Source organism: Streptomyces sp. NPDC051214 (genome assembly GCF_040682375.1).
Lineage (GTDB): Bacteria > Actinomycetota > Actinomycetes > Streptomycetales > Streptomycetaceae > Streptomyces.
In genome coordinates this window covers 1-16596 of record NZ_JBFBAT010000022.1, presented here as the reverse complement: position 1 = coordinate 16596, position 16596 = coordinate 1, and the positions used below count along the sequence as shown (strand labels likewise).

14 protein-coding genes and 1 pseudogene are annotated in these 16596 nt (G+C 68.5%); 8 read left to right on the top strand and 7 right to left on the bottom strand.

The genetic code is table 11. From position 1 onward, the window contains the following. The first annotated feature begins 41 nt into the window (after positions 1-41). The 6 genes from AB0M70_RS38745 (at position 42) to AB0M70_RS38720 (ending at position 5986) form a co-directional block, all read left to right on the top strand. Positions 42-896 carry a hypothetical protein gene (locus AB0M70_RS38745; RefSeq protein ID WP_365827936.1) on the top strand — a complete coding sequence of 285 codons (855 nt, stop codon included), beginning with the start codon at positions 42-44 and terminating at the stop codon, positions 894-896. Between the two features lie 49 nt (positions 897-945). Further along, entirely contained in the window at positions 946-1167 is a 222-nt protein-coding gene (locus AB0M70_RS38740) for a hypothetical protein (RefSeq protein ID WP_365827934.1), read from the top strand. Beyond that, entirely contained in the window at positions 1164-1577 is a 414-nt protein-coding gene (locus AB0M70_RS38735; RefSeq protein WP_365827932.1) for a TadE family protein, read from the top strand. The genes AB0M70_RS38740 and AB0M70_RS38735 overlap by 4 nt, the downstream gene beginning before the upstream one ends. Next, positions 1574-2098 carry a hypothetical protein gene (locus AB0M70_RS38730; protein ID WP_365827930.1) on the top strand — a complete coding sequence of 175 codons (525 nt, stop codon included), beginning with the start codon at positions 1574-1576 and terminating at the stop codon, positions 2096-2098. The genes AB0M70_RS38735 and AB0M70_RS38730 overlap by 4 nt, the downstream gene beginning before the upstream one ends. A gap of 65 nt (positions 2099-2163) precedes the next feature. Then, positions 2164-2553, top strand: coding sequence for a hypothetical protein (locus tag AB0M70_RS38725; RefSeq protein WP_365827928.1), 390 nt, complete (start codon positions 2164-2166; stop codon positions 2551-2553). A 1-nt stretch (position 2554) separates the two neighbouring features. Beyond that, a complete protein-coding gene (locus tag AB0M70_RS38720; protein WP_365827926.1) occupies positions 2555-5986 on the top strand; it encodes a LysM peptidoglycan-binding domain-containing protein in 3432 nt (1143 codons plus the stop codon). Positions 5987-6647: 661 nt separating this feature from the next. Here the strand turns inward: AB0M70_RS38720 and AB0M70_RS38715 are convergent. After that, positions 6648-8519: a DUF2637 domain-containing protein gene (locus AB0M70_RS38715; protein ID WP_365827924.1), complete on the bottom strand. Its 1872-nt coding sequence runs from the start codon at positions 8517-8519 to the stop codon at positions 6648-6650. 552 nt (positions 8520-9071) lie between these two features. Between AB0M70_RS38715 and AB0M70_RS38710 the strand changes: the two genes are divergently transcribed. Further along, on the top strand, positions 9072-9503 hold the full coding sequence (locus AB0M70_RS38710) for a hypothetical protein (protein ID WP_365827922.1): 432 nt from the start codon (positions 9072-9074) through the stop codon (positions 9501-9503). Between the two features lie 75 nt (positions 9504-9578). Here AB0M70_RS38710 and AB0M70_RS38705 read toward each other — a convergent pair whose 3' ends face one another. The 6 genes from AB0M70_RS38705 to AB0M70_RS38680 form a co-directional block, all read right to left on the bottom strand. After that, on the bottom strand, positions 9579-10895 hold the full coding sequence (locus AB0M70_RS38705) for a DUF3326 domain-containing protein (RefSeq protein ID WP_365827920.1): 1317 nt from the start codon (positions 10893-10895) through the stop codon (positions 9579-9581). Positions 10896-11342: 447 nt separating this feature from the next. Continuing rightward, positions 11343-11597: a HisA/HisF-related TIM barrel protein gene (locus AB0M70_RS38700; protein WP_365828101.1), complete on the bottom strand. Its 255-nt coding sequence runs from the start codon at positions 11595-11597 to the stop codon at positions 11343-11345. A gap of 210 nt (positions 11598-11807) precedes the next feature. Then, a complete protein-coding gene (locus AB0M70_RS38695; RefSeq protein ID WP_365827918.1) occupies positions 11808-12998 on the bottom strand; it encodes a cytochrome P450 in 1191 nt (396 codons plus the stop codon). A gap of 453 nt (positions 12999-13451) precedes the next feature. After that, the gene (locus AB0M70_RS38690) at positions 13452-13640 is read right to left on the bottom strand and encodes a hypothetical protein (protein WP_365827916.1); all 189 of its coding nucleotides are present in this window, start codon (positions 13638-13640) and stop codon (positions 13452-13454) included. Positions 13641-14053: 413 nt separating this feature from the next. After that, positions 14054-14503 carry a hypothetical protein gene (locus AB0M70_RS38685; protein WP_365827914.1) on the bottom strand — a complete coding sequence of 150 codons (450 nt, stop codon included), beginning with the start codon at positions 14501-14503 and terminating at the stop codon, positions 14054-14056. Positions 14504-14929: 426 nt separating this feature from the next. Further along, positions 14930-15559 carry a class I SAM-dependent methyltransferase gene (locus AB0M70_RS38680; protein ID WP_365827912.1) on the bottom strand — a complete coding sequence of 210 codons (630 nt, stop codon included), beginning with the start codon at positions 15557-15559 and terminating at the stop codon, positions 14930-14932. Positions 15560-15595: 36 nt separating this feature from the next. On the opposite strand from AB0M70_RS38680, the pseudogene AB0M70_RS38675 reads away from it, so the two are divergent. After that, positions 15596-16506: pseudogene (locus tag AB0M70_RS38675) on the top strand (IS5 family transposase). Positions 16507-16596 lie beyond the last annotated feature (90 nt).

The following is a 16596-nucleotide window of genomic DNA, read 5'->3' as shown; positions in this document are numbered from 1 at the left end:
TTGCATGCGGTGCGGTGGTCGGAGGTGGGCTCTTCCTACTGGTGCGCGAATTCCTGCCCTCGCGCCCCGACATGGACGCGGTCCTGGACCGCCTGGAGAACACCACCCCGGCCCCTGGCAGCACCACCAGCACCACCAGCACCACTTCCCCCTCCGGGGGTGTGCGACGTCGCCGGCCGGAGGGGTCGGTGTGGGAGCGGGCCGGGGAGCAGATCCTGGCCTCCCACGGACAGCGGCTGAGCGTGCCGCGCGCCGATTTGGAGCTGCTGAACAAGTCGGTGGCCCACCACGTCGGCACGAAGGTCCTCGGCTCGCTGCTGGCCCTGGTCATGGTGCAAGTCGGCGGCCTGCTGCTCGGCCTGTCATGGGCGCCGCCGCTCCTGGCGTCCGCGGTCTTCGCGGCTTACATCTGGTTCGACGCCGATGCCACGGTGCGCCGCCAGGCGAAGGCGGCGCGCCTGGAGGTCCGTTACGCCATCGCTTCCTTCCTCGAGCGCGCGCAGCTGGAGCGAGGCGCGAACGTGGGTCCCGAGGCGGCGGTGCAGCGTACCGCCGAGGTCGGCGACCACTGGATCCTGACCCGGATCAGCGCCGCCCTCAAGCGCGCCGAACTGGCCGGCCTCCCCCAGTGGGAGGCCCTCAAGCAGCTCGGGGAACAACTCAACATCCCCGAACTGGCAGCGCCCGCCGAGAGTTTCTCGCTGGCCGGAGCGGGCGCCTCGATTCAAAAGACGCTGGCCACCCAAGCCCTGCTGCTGCGCCAGCGGCTGCTGACCGACCGGGAGGCGGAAGCCAACTCGGCTTCCGAGCGCCTGGTGGTGCCCGGCACGGTGCTGTTCACCGTGGTGCTGGTGATGTTCGCCTACCCGGCCTTCAGCGCCCTGACCAACATCTGATTTCCACGCGTGGCGTGTGGCCGCGCGACAGGAACGAGGAGAAGAGATCATGAGATTACAGGTGCTCGACCGGGCAGCCATCCGGTTACACACCGCGTGGCTGACGCGCGTGGAGAACATGTCCGGCCGCCGGCGCGATGCCGGGATGGAGACCCTGGAAAAGCTCATTCTGGGGGCGGTCGTGCTGGGCGTGGCCGTCGCGTTCGGCACCGTCTTCAAGGACACCTCCACGACGTTGATCGACCGTTTCAAGGCCGCCGTCGGCGCATGAGACAGGCCATCGAGCGGTGGGGGCGGAAGCGGGTGCAGGCCGCACGCTCAGGGCGTCGTGACAGCGGGATCGCCACCCTGGAGTTCCTGATCATCGCGCCCATGCTGCTGTTCATCTCCCTGCTCGTCCTGCAGTTGGGGGTGTTCTTCCTGGCCAGCACCGCCGCCCACACCGCAGCCCGCAAGGGCGCCCAGACCGGCGCCGCATTCGAGTCCTCCCCCGCAGCGGGGGCGGAGCGTGCCCAGTCCTGGCTCGGCCAGGTCGGCGTGGTGCAGCAGGCCCAGGTCAGCACCGCGGGCTCCACGGGCGAGCGCGTGCGGGTGACCGTGACCGGCCGGGTCATGAACTTCCTGCCGTGGGATTGGCAGATCGAGCGCAGCGCCGAGGACACCGTGGAGAAGAACCAATGACTGCGGAAAGGATTCACGCCAGCCCCGGCCAACACGGACTCGCCCGCCGTATCCAGGATGTCGTCACGGACCGGGCCACGCACCGGGGCGGCGACCGGGGCTCCTACACGCTGGAAGCCATCGTGTGCCTGACCGTGCTGGTGCCGATCCTGGGCATCATCGCCGCGTTCGGGCTAGCCGGACTGGGGGACAGTACCGCCGCGAACGCGGCCGCGGCCGCCGCCCGCGCAGCCAGCGAGTCGGATGACCCCGACACGGCGCAAACTCGCGGCCGCCAGGCCGCGTTGGACTCCTTGGGGCAGGCGCAGCGCGCCTGCGCGAGCTCGGACATCGTGGTGGACACCAGCGGCTTCCCCGCGGATCCGGGCCAGCCGGGCTCGGTCACGGTCCGCGTGGACTGCACGATCCCACTGGCCAAGCTCGCGGTGCCCGGCCTGCCGGGAACCAAGACCCTCACGGCAACCCGGCACAGTGCCGTGGACCGGTACGTCGACCGCACTGGCGACGGGGGCGGCCCGTGAGCCCCAGAGAGCATCTGGCCTGTGCGCCGGGCCTTAGCGGTCGCGCGGACAGGGAGCGGGGTTCGGTGACGCTGTACTTCCTCGGCTTCGCCATCCTCATGATGGGCCTGCTGGCGCTGCTCGTCGACGGGGGCCGCCTGCTCATGGCGTCCGCGGATGCCGAGGACGTCGCCGCCGAGGCGGCCCGCAGCGCCGGGCAGGAAATCAACGGTCCCGACGCCATCCTCGGTGAAGGCACCCGCGCCGACCCACGAAAGGCGGTGGCTGCCGCGCAGGCCTTTTTGGCCGACGCCGGAGTCCAGGGCACGGTGACGGTCGCACAGGACGGGCAGAGCATCGACATCACCGTGAACGACACCTACCAGACGCTGTTGTTGGGCGGTTTCGGCTACTCCAGCATGCAGGTCACCGCGCACGCCGACGTCACGCTCGAACGCACCGACCCCGGAGCCTGAGATGCCCCACTCCCCCAGCCACCCTGCTCTTGCCGTGCGTCTGGTGCGTGCGGCAGGCAGCCTCGCCGCCCTCACGCTGCTCCTGGTGGGCGTGCCGGGAGTGCTGGCCCAGGCCGGCACGCTGCCGGGCGGTGTACCCAGCGGTTCGGACATCACCGACGCGCTGATGTCCCCCGACGACGGCCACGTCCTGTTCACCGTGCTGACCCTGGTCGCGTGGGCGCTGTGGGTGTGGTTCGCGTTGGGTGTCCTCACCGAGCTCCCCCACCTGCTGCGCCGACGCAGGCGCACGCCGCAGCGGCCGCGGCGGGTGCTGGGTGCTCCTCAGCGGCTGGCGGGTTTCCTCCTGGGCGGGCTGCTGGTCTTGCCCGCGGGAACCGCGATGGCCGCACCGGCCCCGGCCATCGCCGCCACGGCACCCGTGCACCCAGCCGCAGACACCGCCACCCCTGCGCCAGGCGCAGACGCAGGACAGGCCGCGGCTTCCGCCCGCGGGCCGGTGCACGTGGTGGGCGAAACCGGTGAGACCGTGTGGGACCTGGCCGTGGAGTATCTCGGCTCCGGCCCCCGCGCACAGGAAATCCGCGCCCTGAACCCGCACCTGCCCGACACGGCACTCCTGCCCGCCGGAACAGCCGTGCAGCTGCCCGCCGACGCCCGCCTCCCCCAGGTGGAACCCGCCGCCAGCACCGGCCCACAGGTACAACTCGCCGCCAGCGGACAGCCCATCAGTACAACCACCGATGACAGCGGGCCGCGCCAGGAGCGCACGCACACCGTGCGGGCCGGTGACTCCCTGTCCAGCATCGCCGCGGACGAGACCGGTGACGCCGCGCGCTGGCCCCAACTGTACGAGGCAAGCAAGAACACGAATCAGCCGGGCAACACGCCCCGGGTGCGCGACCCCAACCTGATCTTCCCCGGGCAGCGAATCACCATCCCTGCGGCCCATGCCCCCGCCAACCCGCACCACAAGGGGCCCGACGCCTCCGAGGACACCTCCGATGACGAGAAGGACGTCCCCCAGGAGGACACCAGCCAAAACCAGGACGGGCACAAGGACGACAGCGAGAAGGACCACGGCAACGGCGCGGGTGGCGCCGACAAGCCCACCGAATCGGCCAAACCCGCCCCCTCCTCTCCCGACCACACGGCCCCGCCACCGTCCGACCGGGACGGCGACACCTCATCAGCCGCTCCGCGTGCGCCGTCGAGCTCTGCACCCTCCACCCAAGGCCCGGCTCCCGCAAAGGCCGAGGAATCCCCGGGCGTGCTGGCCACCCGCATCGCCGGGGTCCTGGTGTCGCTGGCGGCCGCGGTGACGCTGGCCCTGTTCATCCGCCGCATCCTGCAGCGCCGCCGGGCCAAGCCCGGCGAGCTCATCGCCATGCCCGCCGATGTCTCCCCGGCCGAGGCCCAGATGGCCCAAGCCGCCGATCCTGCGGGCCCGCTGCGCCTGGACCGGGCGCTGCGCACGCTGGCGCATCACGCCGACCGCGAGGGGTATCCGCTGCCCGCGTTGCGCGGCGCGCGCCTCACCCACACCGGCGTGCGGGTGTTGCCCGAGGACCTGCACGCCGCCCCGGCCACCCCCTTCACTGCGGGTGTCGGCGGCTGGTGGGTATGTGAGAACGCCGTCGAGCTCCTCGATGAGCAGGAAGCAGCGCACGTCGTGGCGCCGTACCCGGGGATGGTGACGATCGGTGCGGACGAGGCGGGGCACCTGGTGCTGCTGAATCTGCTGCGCGCCGGCGTCGTCCTCTTGGACGGCGAGCAGGAGCAGGTCGAGGAGGTCCTCATCTCGCTGGCCATGGAGGTGGGCATGAGCCCCTGGGCCACGGATGTGGAGATTGTGGTGGTCGGCTTCGGTGCAGGGTTGAATCACCTGCTGCCGACGTCCCGGCTCGCGTACATGCGCGAAAGCGGCCATGCCGCACGCGACTTCGCCGAGCGGCTCCTGGAGGCCCACCAAGAGCCGGAAGAAGCCCGGACCCCCTACCTCCTCCTGTGCGCGTCCGAACTCACGGCGGACAGCGCCTGGCAGCTTGCCGAGACGCTCGACAAGGCGTCCGGCGTGCTGAAGGTGGCGCTGCTCGCCCCCGCCTCATCGGCAAACCTGCTCTTTGAGCAGACCGAGTTGCTCGACGCAGGGAGCGATCAGCCGCAGCGCATCGACATCCTGGGAACCACCGTCACGCTGCAGCGCCTTCAGCGTCAGGCCGTCGATGAGATCACCGCTGCACTGGACGTATCTGGCCAGGACGCTCATCCCGCTGAGGGTGCCTGGCGGCATGTGCCCTCCGAATCCCAGACCTCGCATGCGGCCCGGGACGCGGCCGCCTCCCGTCATCTGGACGAGACCGACCATCCCGTCCCCGTCCCCGAGCCCACCCACAGCGCCTCAGCCGCCGACCCGGCGACTGGAGACGACGGCGGGCAGGGCGCTGAGGGCCTGGGTGTCTTCCCGGCGCTGCTGGCGGCCTCGCCATCACCCGCTGCCATCAGTCTGCCGGGCCCTCCCACTGCCCCCAGGGCCGCGCCCAGCGGTGGTGGTGAAACAGCCCCACCCGGCGGTGGTGACGAAGCAGCCGAACCCGGTTCCCTCCCCCGGTTGGTGCCCCATCGCGACGTGGCCTTGACGCCAGAGCCCGACTCCCCTGGCGTGGCACCACACGTCCCTGCCGCACACGCTGACTCCGGCGTACCCTTCATCCGCGTTCTGGGGCCGGTCACCATCTCCGGTGTCACGGCCTCTCGGCACGGCTCCCGCGAGGCGCAACTGGCCGCGCTGCTGCACCTCAAGCCGGGCCGTGACGCGGACACTCTGTGCGCGGACATGGACCCGGCCAGCCCCTGGTCGACGGACACCCTCAACGCACGGATGGGTGGGCTGCGCCGCAGCCTGGGCAAGGACGAAAACGGCGCCTCCTACGTGCCGCGCCGCGCCATCAAATCCGACCCCTACCAGCTGTCCGAGAAGATCTGCTGCGACTGGCACCGCTTTAAGGACTCCGTCGAAGCCGCCCTGCCGCACGGGCCCGCCGGGCTGCCCCAGCTGGAAAAGGCACTGGACCAGGTTCGCGGACGGCCTTTCGGCGCGCAGCCGCTGCCGTGGAGCGAGCCACTGCAGCAGGAGATGGCGATGCGCATCGTGAGCACGGCGCATGCCGTGGCCACCCACCGGCTGGCCCCCGGGGCCCACCATGACCTCACCCTGGCCCGTCGCGCCGTGGCCACCGGCCTTGAGGTGGACGACACCGCTGAACTCCTCTACCGCGACTGGTTCCAGATCGAGGCAGCTGCCGGGAACCGCAGTGGCCTCAACGCCGCCGTCTCCCGCTTGGACCAGGTCAACCGATCGCTGGGACTGCCCATGGAGATCGAGACCGAGCAGCTGATGCGCAAGCTCCTCGACCACAACAGCACCGTGTAGTCGTATACCGCTGCGCGAGAACTGGAATCCACGGGCGTCGGGTCTTCTGACAGCTGCCCCTGGTGTGCCGTCGCCGCCTGCTGAAGCAGTGACGGCAACGCATCCGGGCGAGGGACCATCGCTGCCGCCGCGCGAGACGGACATCATCGGCTGCGCAGGGCCGCACCGAGGCCATCGCCCAACGTCATCGCCGACGGGTCCATGGGACCGCGGTGCGCAGGTGCGCACCGGGCAGGGGTCTTACGTGAGGTGCACCTGCGCAGCGACAGCGAAACCATCGGGAAGTGACACCAGTGCGTCGCCGTCGCCGTGCGCACCCGTGATGACGATCGGGCCATGCAGGAAGTAGCTGCGGGCTGGCGTGCCCGCCTTTGACGTTCAGTGCGCGCTTGCTTCCTGGTCAGCCCTTCTTGGGAGTACCCGCGCGCGGTGCGCACACCACGGGTGGTCCGCATGCACTGATGGGCTGCGCACCTGGGCAGGGCGTCGGCGTAGATCCGTCATCGCTGAGCAGCCGCAGGACGATGGCATCGACCGAGGGGCCGCGCTCGATGCGCTGATCATCCATCCACCATCGCGGGCCCTCATCGCGCCGGACGTGACGAACAGCGGGGCGCACGGTCGAATGAGGCGAAAAGGGACAGCTTCGCGGTCGGCGATGTCAGGACGTGAAGCTGGCATTGTGGGCGATGACTGCCTGGTAGCGCCTCTCGAAGTCGGCCTGGCGGACCATCGCCCGCACTTCGTCCTCTCGCCAGGCTGCCTTCGCGGGGTCCTTGATGTGACGCTTCTGTACGCCTTGGTTCGCGAGCTGCTGCACCACGTCCGCGATCCGAGGCTGTTCGGTGTGCTGCCGTTCTGCGGCCCAGACCACGTAGATGCGGAACTGCGGCAGGTAGCGGCGCAGTGTGCTGGGGTCAACCCGGGCTCGGTTGCGTCCCGTCACTCCGCGGTCGGCCAGGAACGCCGACAATTCCTTGTCCGAGGGCTCATGTCCGTGGGTGGTCTGGTAGTCGAGCCAGGCCAGGTAGTAGCGGTCCACGGTGGTGAGGGGTGGCGCGTTGGCCGGTCCAGCGGAGGCGGGCAGTTCCTCGTCGTCGGGGATCGGCGCGTGGACACTCCGCGAGCGCACCCGCTGTTCGGGGTCCGGTGCCCGGCGGTCGTCTTGTTCCGCCATCGACGTGTCCGCGGTCAGTTCAGCTGCATGATCCGGCTGTTCCTCAGCCCCGGTGGGGGCAGCTTCCGCAGCGTTGGTGTCGAGATGTCCGGCCAGCATTTCCGCGTCGAGGGCATGGCCGGACGCTGCGGTGAGGCCGAAGCGCTCGGCGAGGAAGGAGTCCAAGGCCGTCACGTCGGAGAGCTGCCCGTTCTCAGCGGCGTGCTGGCGGGCGGTATCGCGGTAGAACTGCGCCCACTGCGTGTGATCGTCCTCACGGGGTTTCGTTGCCTCGGCTGGCAGTAGGGACCGGCCCGCGTCGCGCTGCTCGAAGGCGAGGGTCATGGGGAGCAGTTGCTCATCGTCCAGCGGGGCTCCGCCGGGTTGGGTGATGCCGTGCGTATCCATCAGGTAGCGGGCGAACTGGTGGGGCGTGGGATACACGCCGATTTGCGACGCGAATCCGAGATACGCCCGGAAGTAGGCCTCGGGGTAGGACCCGTCATCCTCCGTCAGTTCCGAGGCTGCTCCGCCCTGGTCATGTCCGGCAAGCAGGGCATGGGGCTTCTGCGGGGGGCCAAGCGGGAGGCGTTCTTCCCCCGCGTCCGGCCTCGGGGTCAAGAATCGCTGTGCCGCCGGTTGCTGCACTTCGACACTAACCGTCTCGTGTGTTGCGTTCTGCTGTCCTGGCGTGTCGATGCCCGCCGCCGCGAGCCCGGCCGGGCCCGTCTCTGAGAGGGGTACGCCGAAGCGCACCAGGCGCAGGGGCATCAGGGACTCGACGGGGGCCTTGCGGCGCCAGTTGCGGCCGTAGCGGGCCTGGAGGCGGGCCTGGTAGATGAGGCGGTCCTGCTCCAGCTTGATGACCTGCTCGTAGGAACGGATCTCCCACAGCTTCATCCGCCGCCACAGCTTGAACGTCGGTCCGGGGGACAGGAGCCAGCGCGTGAGGCGTACGCCCTCCATGTGCTTGTCGGCCGTGATGTCGGCGATCCGGCCCACCGCGTGCCGCGCCGCTTCGACGGCCACCACGAACAGGACGGGGATGACCGCGTGCATGCCCACGCCCAGCGGGTCCGGCCAGGCCGCAGCCCCGTTGAAGGCGATCGTGGCCGCCGTCAGGAGCCACGCCGTCTGGCGAAGCAGCGGGAAGGGGATGCGGATCCACGTCAGGAGGAGGTCGAGCGCCAGCAGGACGCAGATGCCCGCGTCGATGCCGATCGGGAAGACCGCCGAGAAGCTGCCAAAGCCCTTCTTCTCGGCCAGTTCGCGTACGGCCGCGTACGACCCCGCGAAACCGATGCCGGCGATGACGACCGCACCGGCGACGACCACGCCGATGAGGATCCGCTGCACCCGGCTTAAGACAACAGGCACATCTCCCCACCTCCACTCGCATACGGCTCTCCCACCTCACTTTCAGAGCAAATCACACTCGCACATCACGGGCCAGCGCCTCGGAACGAATCCCCAGCGCACAATCTTCAATCCGACTTGTCTGCAGCACTCTTGAGCTAAGACAGATCACACTGGGAGGACGCGTCTACCTGCCCTTACTGATCGCGAACAGGAAGACGACCTCATCGCTCCTCGCCCACGACCCTACGATGGGTGCGCTCCAGGCCTACGAGTTGGACTCGTCCCGAGCAGTGAAAGCGAGAGCCAGCCTGAAGCCGAACACGCGCACGGGCTCGCGGTCCGAGCGTCGGGCGCGGACTGGCTCACCGAGCGCGGCATCGCGTCTAGGCAGCGCTCTCTCTGGTGCGTGTACACGCTGGCAGCAGTCACCTGACGGACAAGGCGACCTGCAGCATCACACGAGGGGAGCTCAGCACGTCCGGTACTGCCACCTTCAGTCTCTCCGAACCATGTAGCCGCTGCCTCCGCCAAGACGACCTTCCCCTCGACGTACGCGCCGCCGGCGCCGTCATGCTGCTCTACGGCACCTTGATCACCCGAATCGTCGAACTCACCACCGCAGACCTCACCGACGGCGACCCGCCCACACTGCGTCTCGGCCTCCACCAGGCGCCGATTCGGCCAGCTGCCCACCTGGTCCTGCGCCTGCAAGCCGATCAGGCACGCCCCGACTCCGCCGTTGGCCGAGCCACCCACAGCACCGGATGGATCTTCCCCGGGCAGGCAGCGGGCACTCACCGATCCGCAGCCGCGTTCGCCGCCCGACTTCGAAGACACGGCCTGCCCGCCCGCCCCGGCCGCAACACCGCACTCCTTGCCCTGGCCGAGGACTTGCCCGCCTCAGTGCTCAGCGACACCCTCGGTATCAGCATCACCGCAGCCCTCCAGTGGACCCGCCGAGCAGCCCGTGACTGGAACGCCTACGTGGCCACACGCACATGACCGCTTTGCTCCATGGCGGCTGCGCGTGCAGGCGTCCACCGCGGCGGCCCACGTGATGACACGCATTGCTGTACTTCAGAGCCCACCTCGGAACCTCCGAATCAAAGACTCCGAGACAGGCTCTGCGCGGTTGGGGGCGGTTGGCCCCAGTGTCCGCAGCGGCCGAGCGATGGACTCCGGGTTGATGCCGCTGCGCAAGGCGAGAATCAGCCCTGCTGCCTCGGCATAGTTGGCGACTTCGGTCACGCCTGGCAGACCAAGGGCACCGGCAGTGACGTCGAGGATCGTGCTGTTCCCGCGTACAGCGATCACAGGGATCCGCTGACGAAGCGCCTCGAGTACTGGGATGCCGCCGAGCGCGTCGGCGGGGGCAACCACTGCGACCACGTCGTGGAAGTTCACCTCGTCGGTCAGCCGGGAGCCGCGGAAGGCGGGCGAGATCTGAGGGGCGTTGGCCAGGCCGATGAGTACGCAGGCGAGCCCGCTGGTGGACGCCATCTCTCCTGCGGAGCGGGCATCGACGAGGGGGTGGTCGAGTTGCAGGTCTTTGAAGTTCATCATCGGAGCGTGGGCGGCAGGGACCCCCAGAGTGCGGACGATCAGGTGGGAGAGGATGGCCTCGGCTCCGCCGACCGGGTTGGCGTGGCTGCCACTGAAGTGCGCGGAGTAGTCCTGGCTGGTGAGGTCCTGCACATTTGTGGTGACGGCGATGGCGTTGGCGCCCCGGTCGATCAGTACCCGCGCGGCATCCAGCAGCACCTCGGGGGCATCGATCTGTCCCGCATAGGCGCCGGACTCGTTGCGGACACAGCGTGTACCGATGGGCCGCTCAGTGACGACGCACTCGACGATGTCGATACCGTGCACTGCACGCACCGCGTTCGTCACATTCCAGACGTGCTCCACGGCTCCCGGCGCGGCGGTTTCGATGATCAGTCCGATTCGGTTGCTCTGGGACCGATGCAGACTGATGGCCCCGCGGGCGAAGGAGTCGATGCACGATCCCTCGGTGTACAGGATCCGCTTGCTGGTGTTGATGAAGTTGGAGGCGTTGAGTGCGTTCGGGTTCGTGACCACCAGGTCGCAGGCCCGGGCCAGGAGCGCGGTGACCGGGGCCGCATCCCCGGCGTAGCCCCCGACTGAGCATCCGATCCCGGTGGGAATGAGGCTGACGACGGTATCGAGCCCAGATCGGGAGAGGACAGGCGGTGTAGGGGGTCCGGGCAGGGGCCCTTCGTACTCGGTACTCTCCACGACGATGCGGGCACGATCGGCCGCGCTGATGAACCAGCGCAACGCGGGTTCCTTGAAGGAGTTCTCCACGAGCGACAGGAGCGCATCGGCGTCACGGATATTGGAACGATCGAGTTCATATCTGCGGTTCGAGATCACAGGGCGCCATGTCCTCTTCGTCATCATCGAGCTCACCCACAGTCGCGAGACGGCGTCCCGTCCGGAATGACCTCGGCCAAGTCGACCTCCCGAGCGGCCGCGTCCACTGGGCCTGGAACGAACGTCGACCAGGCCCGATGGATGCACGCGACCAGATTCAGCGACTAATCCCCGGCCTCCTGAGCGTCATTTGCATTCAGGATGTTCTGGGCAGACTTCACCATGTCGGGTGTCTTGGCCCCCTCGCCAGCTCGCACAATCTGGTTCGCCGGGGCCGCCGGAGTCTGGATCACCACTCCCACCGGGTCCCCAGGGCTTCCGGCTCCAACGCCTCCCGCTCCTCCACTCATGATTACTGCCCTTCCGACGTTGCGGGCCTGTGCCCGACGCCTACAAGCAGCCCTCCCCACCACGGCTCAAGGGTCCCCGCCCCACAGTCAAGAACCCTCAGATGGCAGGCATAGCGCGGGCGTGGATCGGGCCGCGCTGGGACCGAACAGACCGCGCGCCCAGCCGCCACACCAACCGCCTTCGGGTGCACAGAAGGCGCACCTTGGGAAAGGACAGGGCGCCTGTGTAAAGAGCCCGGCCGATGACGGCGCCCGCGACGCCATGAGGCGCATGGGCGGCAACGTCCCTCAGCTCTTCCGAATGCCGGATACCGCCGGCGGCCAGAACCGGGATGGGAGTACGGGCGCGCACCCCATAGTCGGCGTCGTGGGCCTGCTCGGAGACCGCCACAAGATGATCCGGGAAAACTGGACAAGGACGTTGTTCTCGACGGCGAGTTCGTCGTGCCGTGCCACAGGCGGCTGGACTCGAGCCCGGCGCCGCGGCACACGGCAGCGGCCGCAGCGCACTTGGCCTATCTGCTCACTGGAGTGCGCGCAGGTTCGCAGACCATCTGGCCGCTCACCACGCCACGGGGAGTTCGACCATGCCCTGGATGGTGTCGTCCCCGGGTTTGACCGGGATACGGCCCGGCTCGGCCGCCAGCCGTAGCCCGGGCAGTCGCTCGAAGAGGGTGCCAAGGGCGATCTCCATCTCGGCACGGGCCAGGTTCTGGCCCAGGCACTGGTGGACACCGAAGCCGAATCCCAGGTGGTGCTGGGAGGGCCGGTGCCAGTCCAGGGTGTCGGGCTCGTCGAAGACGGCCTCGTCACGGTTGATCACAGAGGTGGAGAAGATCACTCCGTCGCCGGAGCGGACGCTCACCCCGCCGATCTCAATGTCCTTGGTGGCCACGCGGTACATGCCGTCCGCGACGGACAGGAACCGCATCAGCTCCTCCACCGCCGCCGGCATCAGGGATGGGTCGTTGCGCAGTTCGGCCAGCTGCTCGGGGTGGTTGAGGAGGGTGAACGCACCGAGCGAGATCATATGGGCTGTGGTCTCGTGCCCCGCGACGAGCAGAGCAGAGGCCAGGTCGGCGAGCTGCTGGACGTCGATCTCGCCGGTGTCCAGGCGCTGGACGATCAGTTCGTCCAGCAGCCCACTGTCCGGCTTTTGGCGTTTGTGTCCGATGAGCTCGTGGAGATAGTCGTTGAGCTGCGCGCGGGCGTCGTCCACGTCGGCCGCTTCTGGACCGTTGTGGAGCCGCCGGGACTGGGCCACGAAGAACTCGTGGTCCGCGTACGGGACGCCGAGCACCTCGCAGGTCACCCTCGATGCCAGTGGCAGAGCGAAGGCGCCGACCAGTTCCGCGCGGGGGCCGGCCGCGATCATCTCCTCGATCAGCCGGCCCGCGGTCTCTTGGATCCAGGGGCGCAAGGCTGCCGTGCGCTTCAGCGCGAAGCTCGAGATCAACATCCGCCGCTGCGTGTGGTGGATGGGGTCGTCGACGCCGAACAGGGCGGCGTAGCCCCGCGCGTCTTGCAAGCGCCTGCTGGGGGCAGGGAAGGAAAGGTTGTGGCGGTCGGCGGAGAGCCGGCCGTCGGAGAGCAGGGTGCGCGCCTCAGCGTGCCCGGAGACCACCCACACGGAGCGGCCGTCGAAGAGGGTGACCCGGGAGAGCGGCGGTCCCGTCCGCAGAGGCTCGTAGGCCGCTGGCGGGTGGTAGGGGCAGGTCCGGTCCTGAGGGAAGGCGACGGTCTTTTCGGACATACGACACCTCACACACGATGAGTTCGGTTCCCCGAGCTCCATTACACGCCGACAGCAGAAGGTCTGCTCGTTGAAGCGGGCATGGGGCGAGGCAGCAGTGATTGGTATCGGGCGACTTGTAGGCCGGGTCGAGCCGATGCTTACGGTGCAGGCCCGGCGGCAGCAAAACCCAGACCGTCGGCCGCTGGGTGACGGCGCCGTGGCCTTCAATGCCGCAGCCTCGGTCAGCGGCATCACAGCGGAGCGGGTCGTGGGAGCGCAGAAGAGAGAAGCAGTCTCACGAATCAGAAGCCGGCGCCAGGCCGAATCCGAACTCAGGCCAGCGCAGCCACAGGCTGGACCCGATGGGGCGCAGGTCCCGCCGCCCAATGCTGCGCGTGGGGCGCAGCATTGGGCAGTGGCCCGGTGGACACACCACACCACCGGGCGTGATCCGTGCTCTGCCCCCCCGGGTTAACCGAGGGAGAGCCCGCTCACTCCCGTCCCGGCTACCGGAAGCTTCTTGAGGAGGTCATCGAGCGCGTTACCAAGCTTCGCCGCCTTGGGGTCATCACTCGACTTCAGACCTTGCACCGCATCCGGCGCGTCCTTCGCCGCCGAAACCACATTCTGAACCCCCAGCTGAACGCCGTCGTCTCCCATAACGATCCTCTCCGTGTGGCATCTGGCCAGGCGGGTGTACCCACCCAGCCCCTGTTGTCCAGACGCCTTCCCGGACCGAACAACAACCACCACCCAGCCCTGCACATGGCACTCGAACGCGTGACCAGCTCTGGCTGAGCTGGTCGGGGTGTGGCTGAGGACGTCAGCCGGGCTGATCGGGATGACGCTCAGGCTCTCAAAGTGCCAAGAGGCGCCCGTGGACTGTCTCAGAACCTGTGGATGGGGCCGCTCGCTGCGCGCGATGCAAGGCCAACGCAACTGGGTTCAGGCTCAAGACCTGCACGCCACGTCGTTCAGAGGCTGCGACGGCGATGCCGACTAGTAGAAGACGGGGTAGCCATCATACGAGCCGCCCGCACAGCGCCAATTAGTATGACTGGTGCTGTCCTTCTTCACGGTTCCGCCGAAGACCGGGCGTATGCCCGCAGGTCGGCGAGGAGTGCCCGCACCTCCTGAGGGTCGTCACCGACCGTGGTGAAGGCCAGCAGCGCTTGCAGGACGCGGCGGGCGAGGCCGCCGGTCGCCTGGACGTCGTCACCAGCGCAGCGGGCCCAGCCGGACATCATGCTCAGTGCCACCGTGGTCAAGTGCGAGATGAGGCCCTCCCGTAGCTCCGCGAACGCCCCTTGCCGGCCGGCCCCGTCCGGGTTGGGGATGTCGGTGACGATCAGCACCATGGTCTGCAGTCTGCTGGCGCCGAACTCAGCAATCAGCATGGCCAGCGGCTGCTCGTCATGCCCGCCGCGGACCAGGGCGCTCAGCGCGTCGTCGTCATTGGCCCACGCTGCTTCCAGCGCGGCGACCGCGCGCATGACCTGATCCGGGGTCAGCGTTCGTGACATGACAGCAACGTAATCACCCGGTACAGATCACAGCGAATCGCCACCGGGCGCCGCACATCTGGTGCTGGTCGAGAACGTATTGCCGCGCGATCCTGAGCCGCGGGTGTTCGGGGCGATGCTGGAGGGCTGGGCTCGACAGCAGCGGGTTCGGTTCTGAAGAGCGACACCATGAGCCGTCGGTTGGGGCTGGTACAGCGGCTGGCGCAGTTCTCGGGCCAGTATCCGTGGCGGGGGAACGCCGCTGAGATCGAGTCACCGACGTATGGTCCGCGTGGACGGGCTGACCGCATTCGGCGCCTGACCTGGGGTTTCTTCTCCATTAATCCCCCACCTGGGCTAGGGGGTGTCTGACAATTCCGGTCTGATCAGCGAGATTCGGCTGAGCATCCGGAGGTGCGTCGATCGGCTGAAGGGACTGGGCAGTGGCTACGAACGGCGGGCCAGTAGATGGGTGTCGAGGAAGCCCCGATCAGAGGATGGATCGTGGAGCAGCCGGGCGAAGGGATCGAGCCCAGCATCGCCCAGCAGTTCGGCGAGGCGATCCACCGGCCAGCTGTAGGCGGGCGCCACCTTGTGGTCGAACCGGACCGGTACTTGTCCGTCGGTCCCGAAGAAGGAGACCAGGAGCAGACCGTTCGGTGCCAGGACGCGTACCTGTTCGGCGAGCAGCTTTGGTAGTTCCCCCGGAGGGGTGTGAATCATTGAGTAGTGGGCCAGCACGCCGCCGAGCGCGGCGTCCTCGATCGGCAGGGATTCCATCCGCGCCTCTTGGAAGCGCAGCGCCGGATGGGCCTGCCGGGCGTGGTCGACCATGCCGGGGGCAAGGTCTAGTCCGAAGGCGTCCAGGCCGAGTTCGTGCAGCATGGCTGTCAGATGTCCGGGCCCGCACCCGACGTCCGCTGTCCGCAGGTTGCCCGTCGCGCGCACCAGTTCGGCGAAGGTGCCGATCATGGCCCGGGAGAAAGGCTGTGTTTCCAGCCGGTTTGCGAACAGCGATGCGTACAGCTCGACGACACCGTCGTAGGCCGTCCTCGTCTCGTCCTGATGATTCGCCACGGGCAGGACTCTATAGCCGGTCTGATAATTGATCTTGTGGCAGGTCGAGGTGAGTTGACGGATGCGGCATGGAGGCGGATAGAGCCCCTTTTGCCTCAGGTGGACGGACGGGTCCGTCCGTGGCGTGATCACCGGCAGGTGGTCAACGGGGTGCTGTGGCGGCTGCGGACCGGGGCTCCGTGGCGGGATCTTCCCGACCGGTTCGGGCCGTGGCAGACCGTCTACGAGCGGTTCGCCCGCTGGGAGGCGGACGGCACCTGGGCACGGTTGCTGGAGCACGTTCAGGTCCGCGATGACGCGGTGGGCCGGGTGGAATGGACCGTCTCCGTCGACTCCACCATCAACCGAGCCCACCAGCACGCAGTCGGCGCCCGCAAAAGGGGGATGTGAACGGGGACGAACTGGAAGATCCGGGCCGCTCGCCGGCGCGCCAGGCCCTCGGCCGCTCCCGAGGCGGACTGACCACCAAAGTCATCTCGCCGTCGATGGCCGGGGCCTGCCCCTGTCGATTGTGCTCACGCCCGGCAACGTCAACGACGCGACGGCGTTCGGCCAGGTCCTCGACGGCATCCGCACCCCGCGCCTCGGCACGGGCCGCCCGCGCACGACACCGGACCGTGTGCTGGGTGACAAGGCGTATTCCAGCAAGGCCATCCGCCATCTGCTGAGGCGCCGGGGCATCGCTGCCACGATCCCCGAGCGCCGCGACCAGGCGGCGAACCGCCACCGACGCGGAGCCCTCGGCGGCCGGCCGCCGACCTTCGACAAGGTCACCTACCGCGACCGCAACGTCGTCGAACGATGCTTCGCCCGCCTCAAGCAGTTCCGCGCGATCGCGACCCGGTTCGACAAGCTCGGCGACCGCTACCGTGCCGGAGTTGTCCTGGCTTCCTTGATCCTCTGGCTCCGCGAGTCCACGGGGTAATCATTTGTCAGACAGGCCCTAGTAGGACTCCGTTAAGTTGGTGCTGATCTGCGGTTTCTGGGCAGCGGCTGCTGGCAGGTGGTGCAGATACCGGTCCAGCACCTCAAGGTGT

Excerpts from the sequence above, each read along its gene's own strand:
- AB0M70_RS38710 (WP_365827922.1), top strand. The coding sequence starts at position 9,072 with ATGCTGCTCTACGGCACCTTGATCACCCGAATCGTCGAACTCACCACC.
- AB0M70_RS38720 (WP_365827926.1), top strand. The coding sequence starts at position 2,555 with ATGCCCCACTCCCCCAGCCACCCTGCTCTTGCCGTGCGTCTGGTGCGT.
- AB0M70_RS38695 (WP_365827918.1), bottom strand. The coding sequence starts at position 12,998 with ATGTCCGAAAAGACCGTCGCCTTCCCTCAGGACCGGACCTGCCCCTAC.
- AB0M70_RS38740 (WP_365827934.1), top strand. The coding sequence starts at position 946 with ATGAGATTACAGGTGCTCGACCGGGCAGCCATCCGGTTACACACCGCG.
- AB0M70_RS38690 (WP_365827916.1), bottom strand. The coding sequence starts at position 13,640 with ATGGGAGACGACGGCGTTCAGCTGGGGGTTCAGAATGTGGTTTCGGCG.
- AB0M70_RS38730 (WP_365827930.1), top strand. The coding sequence starts at position 1,574 with ATGACTGCGGAAAGGATTCACGCCAGCCCCGGCCAACACGGACTCGCC.
- AB0M70_RS38685 (WP_365827914.1), bottom strand. The coding sequence starts at position 14,503 with ATGTCACGAACGCTGACCCCGGATCAGGTCATGCGCGCGGTCGCCGCG.
- AB0M70_RS38735 (WP_365827932.1), top strand. The coding sequence starts at position 1,164 with ATGAGACAGGCCATCGAGCGGTGGGGGCGGAAGCGGGTGCAGGCCGCA.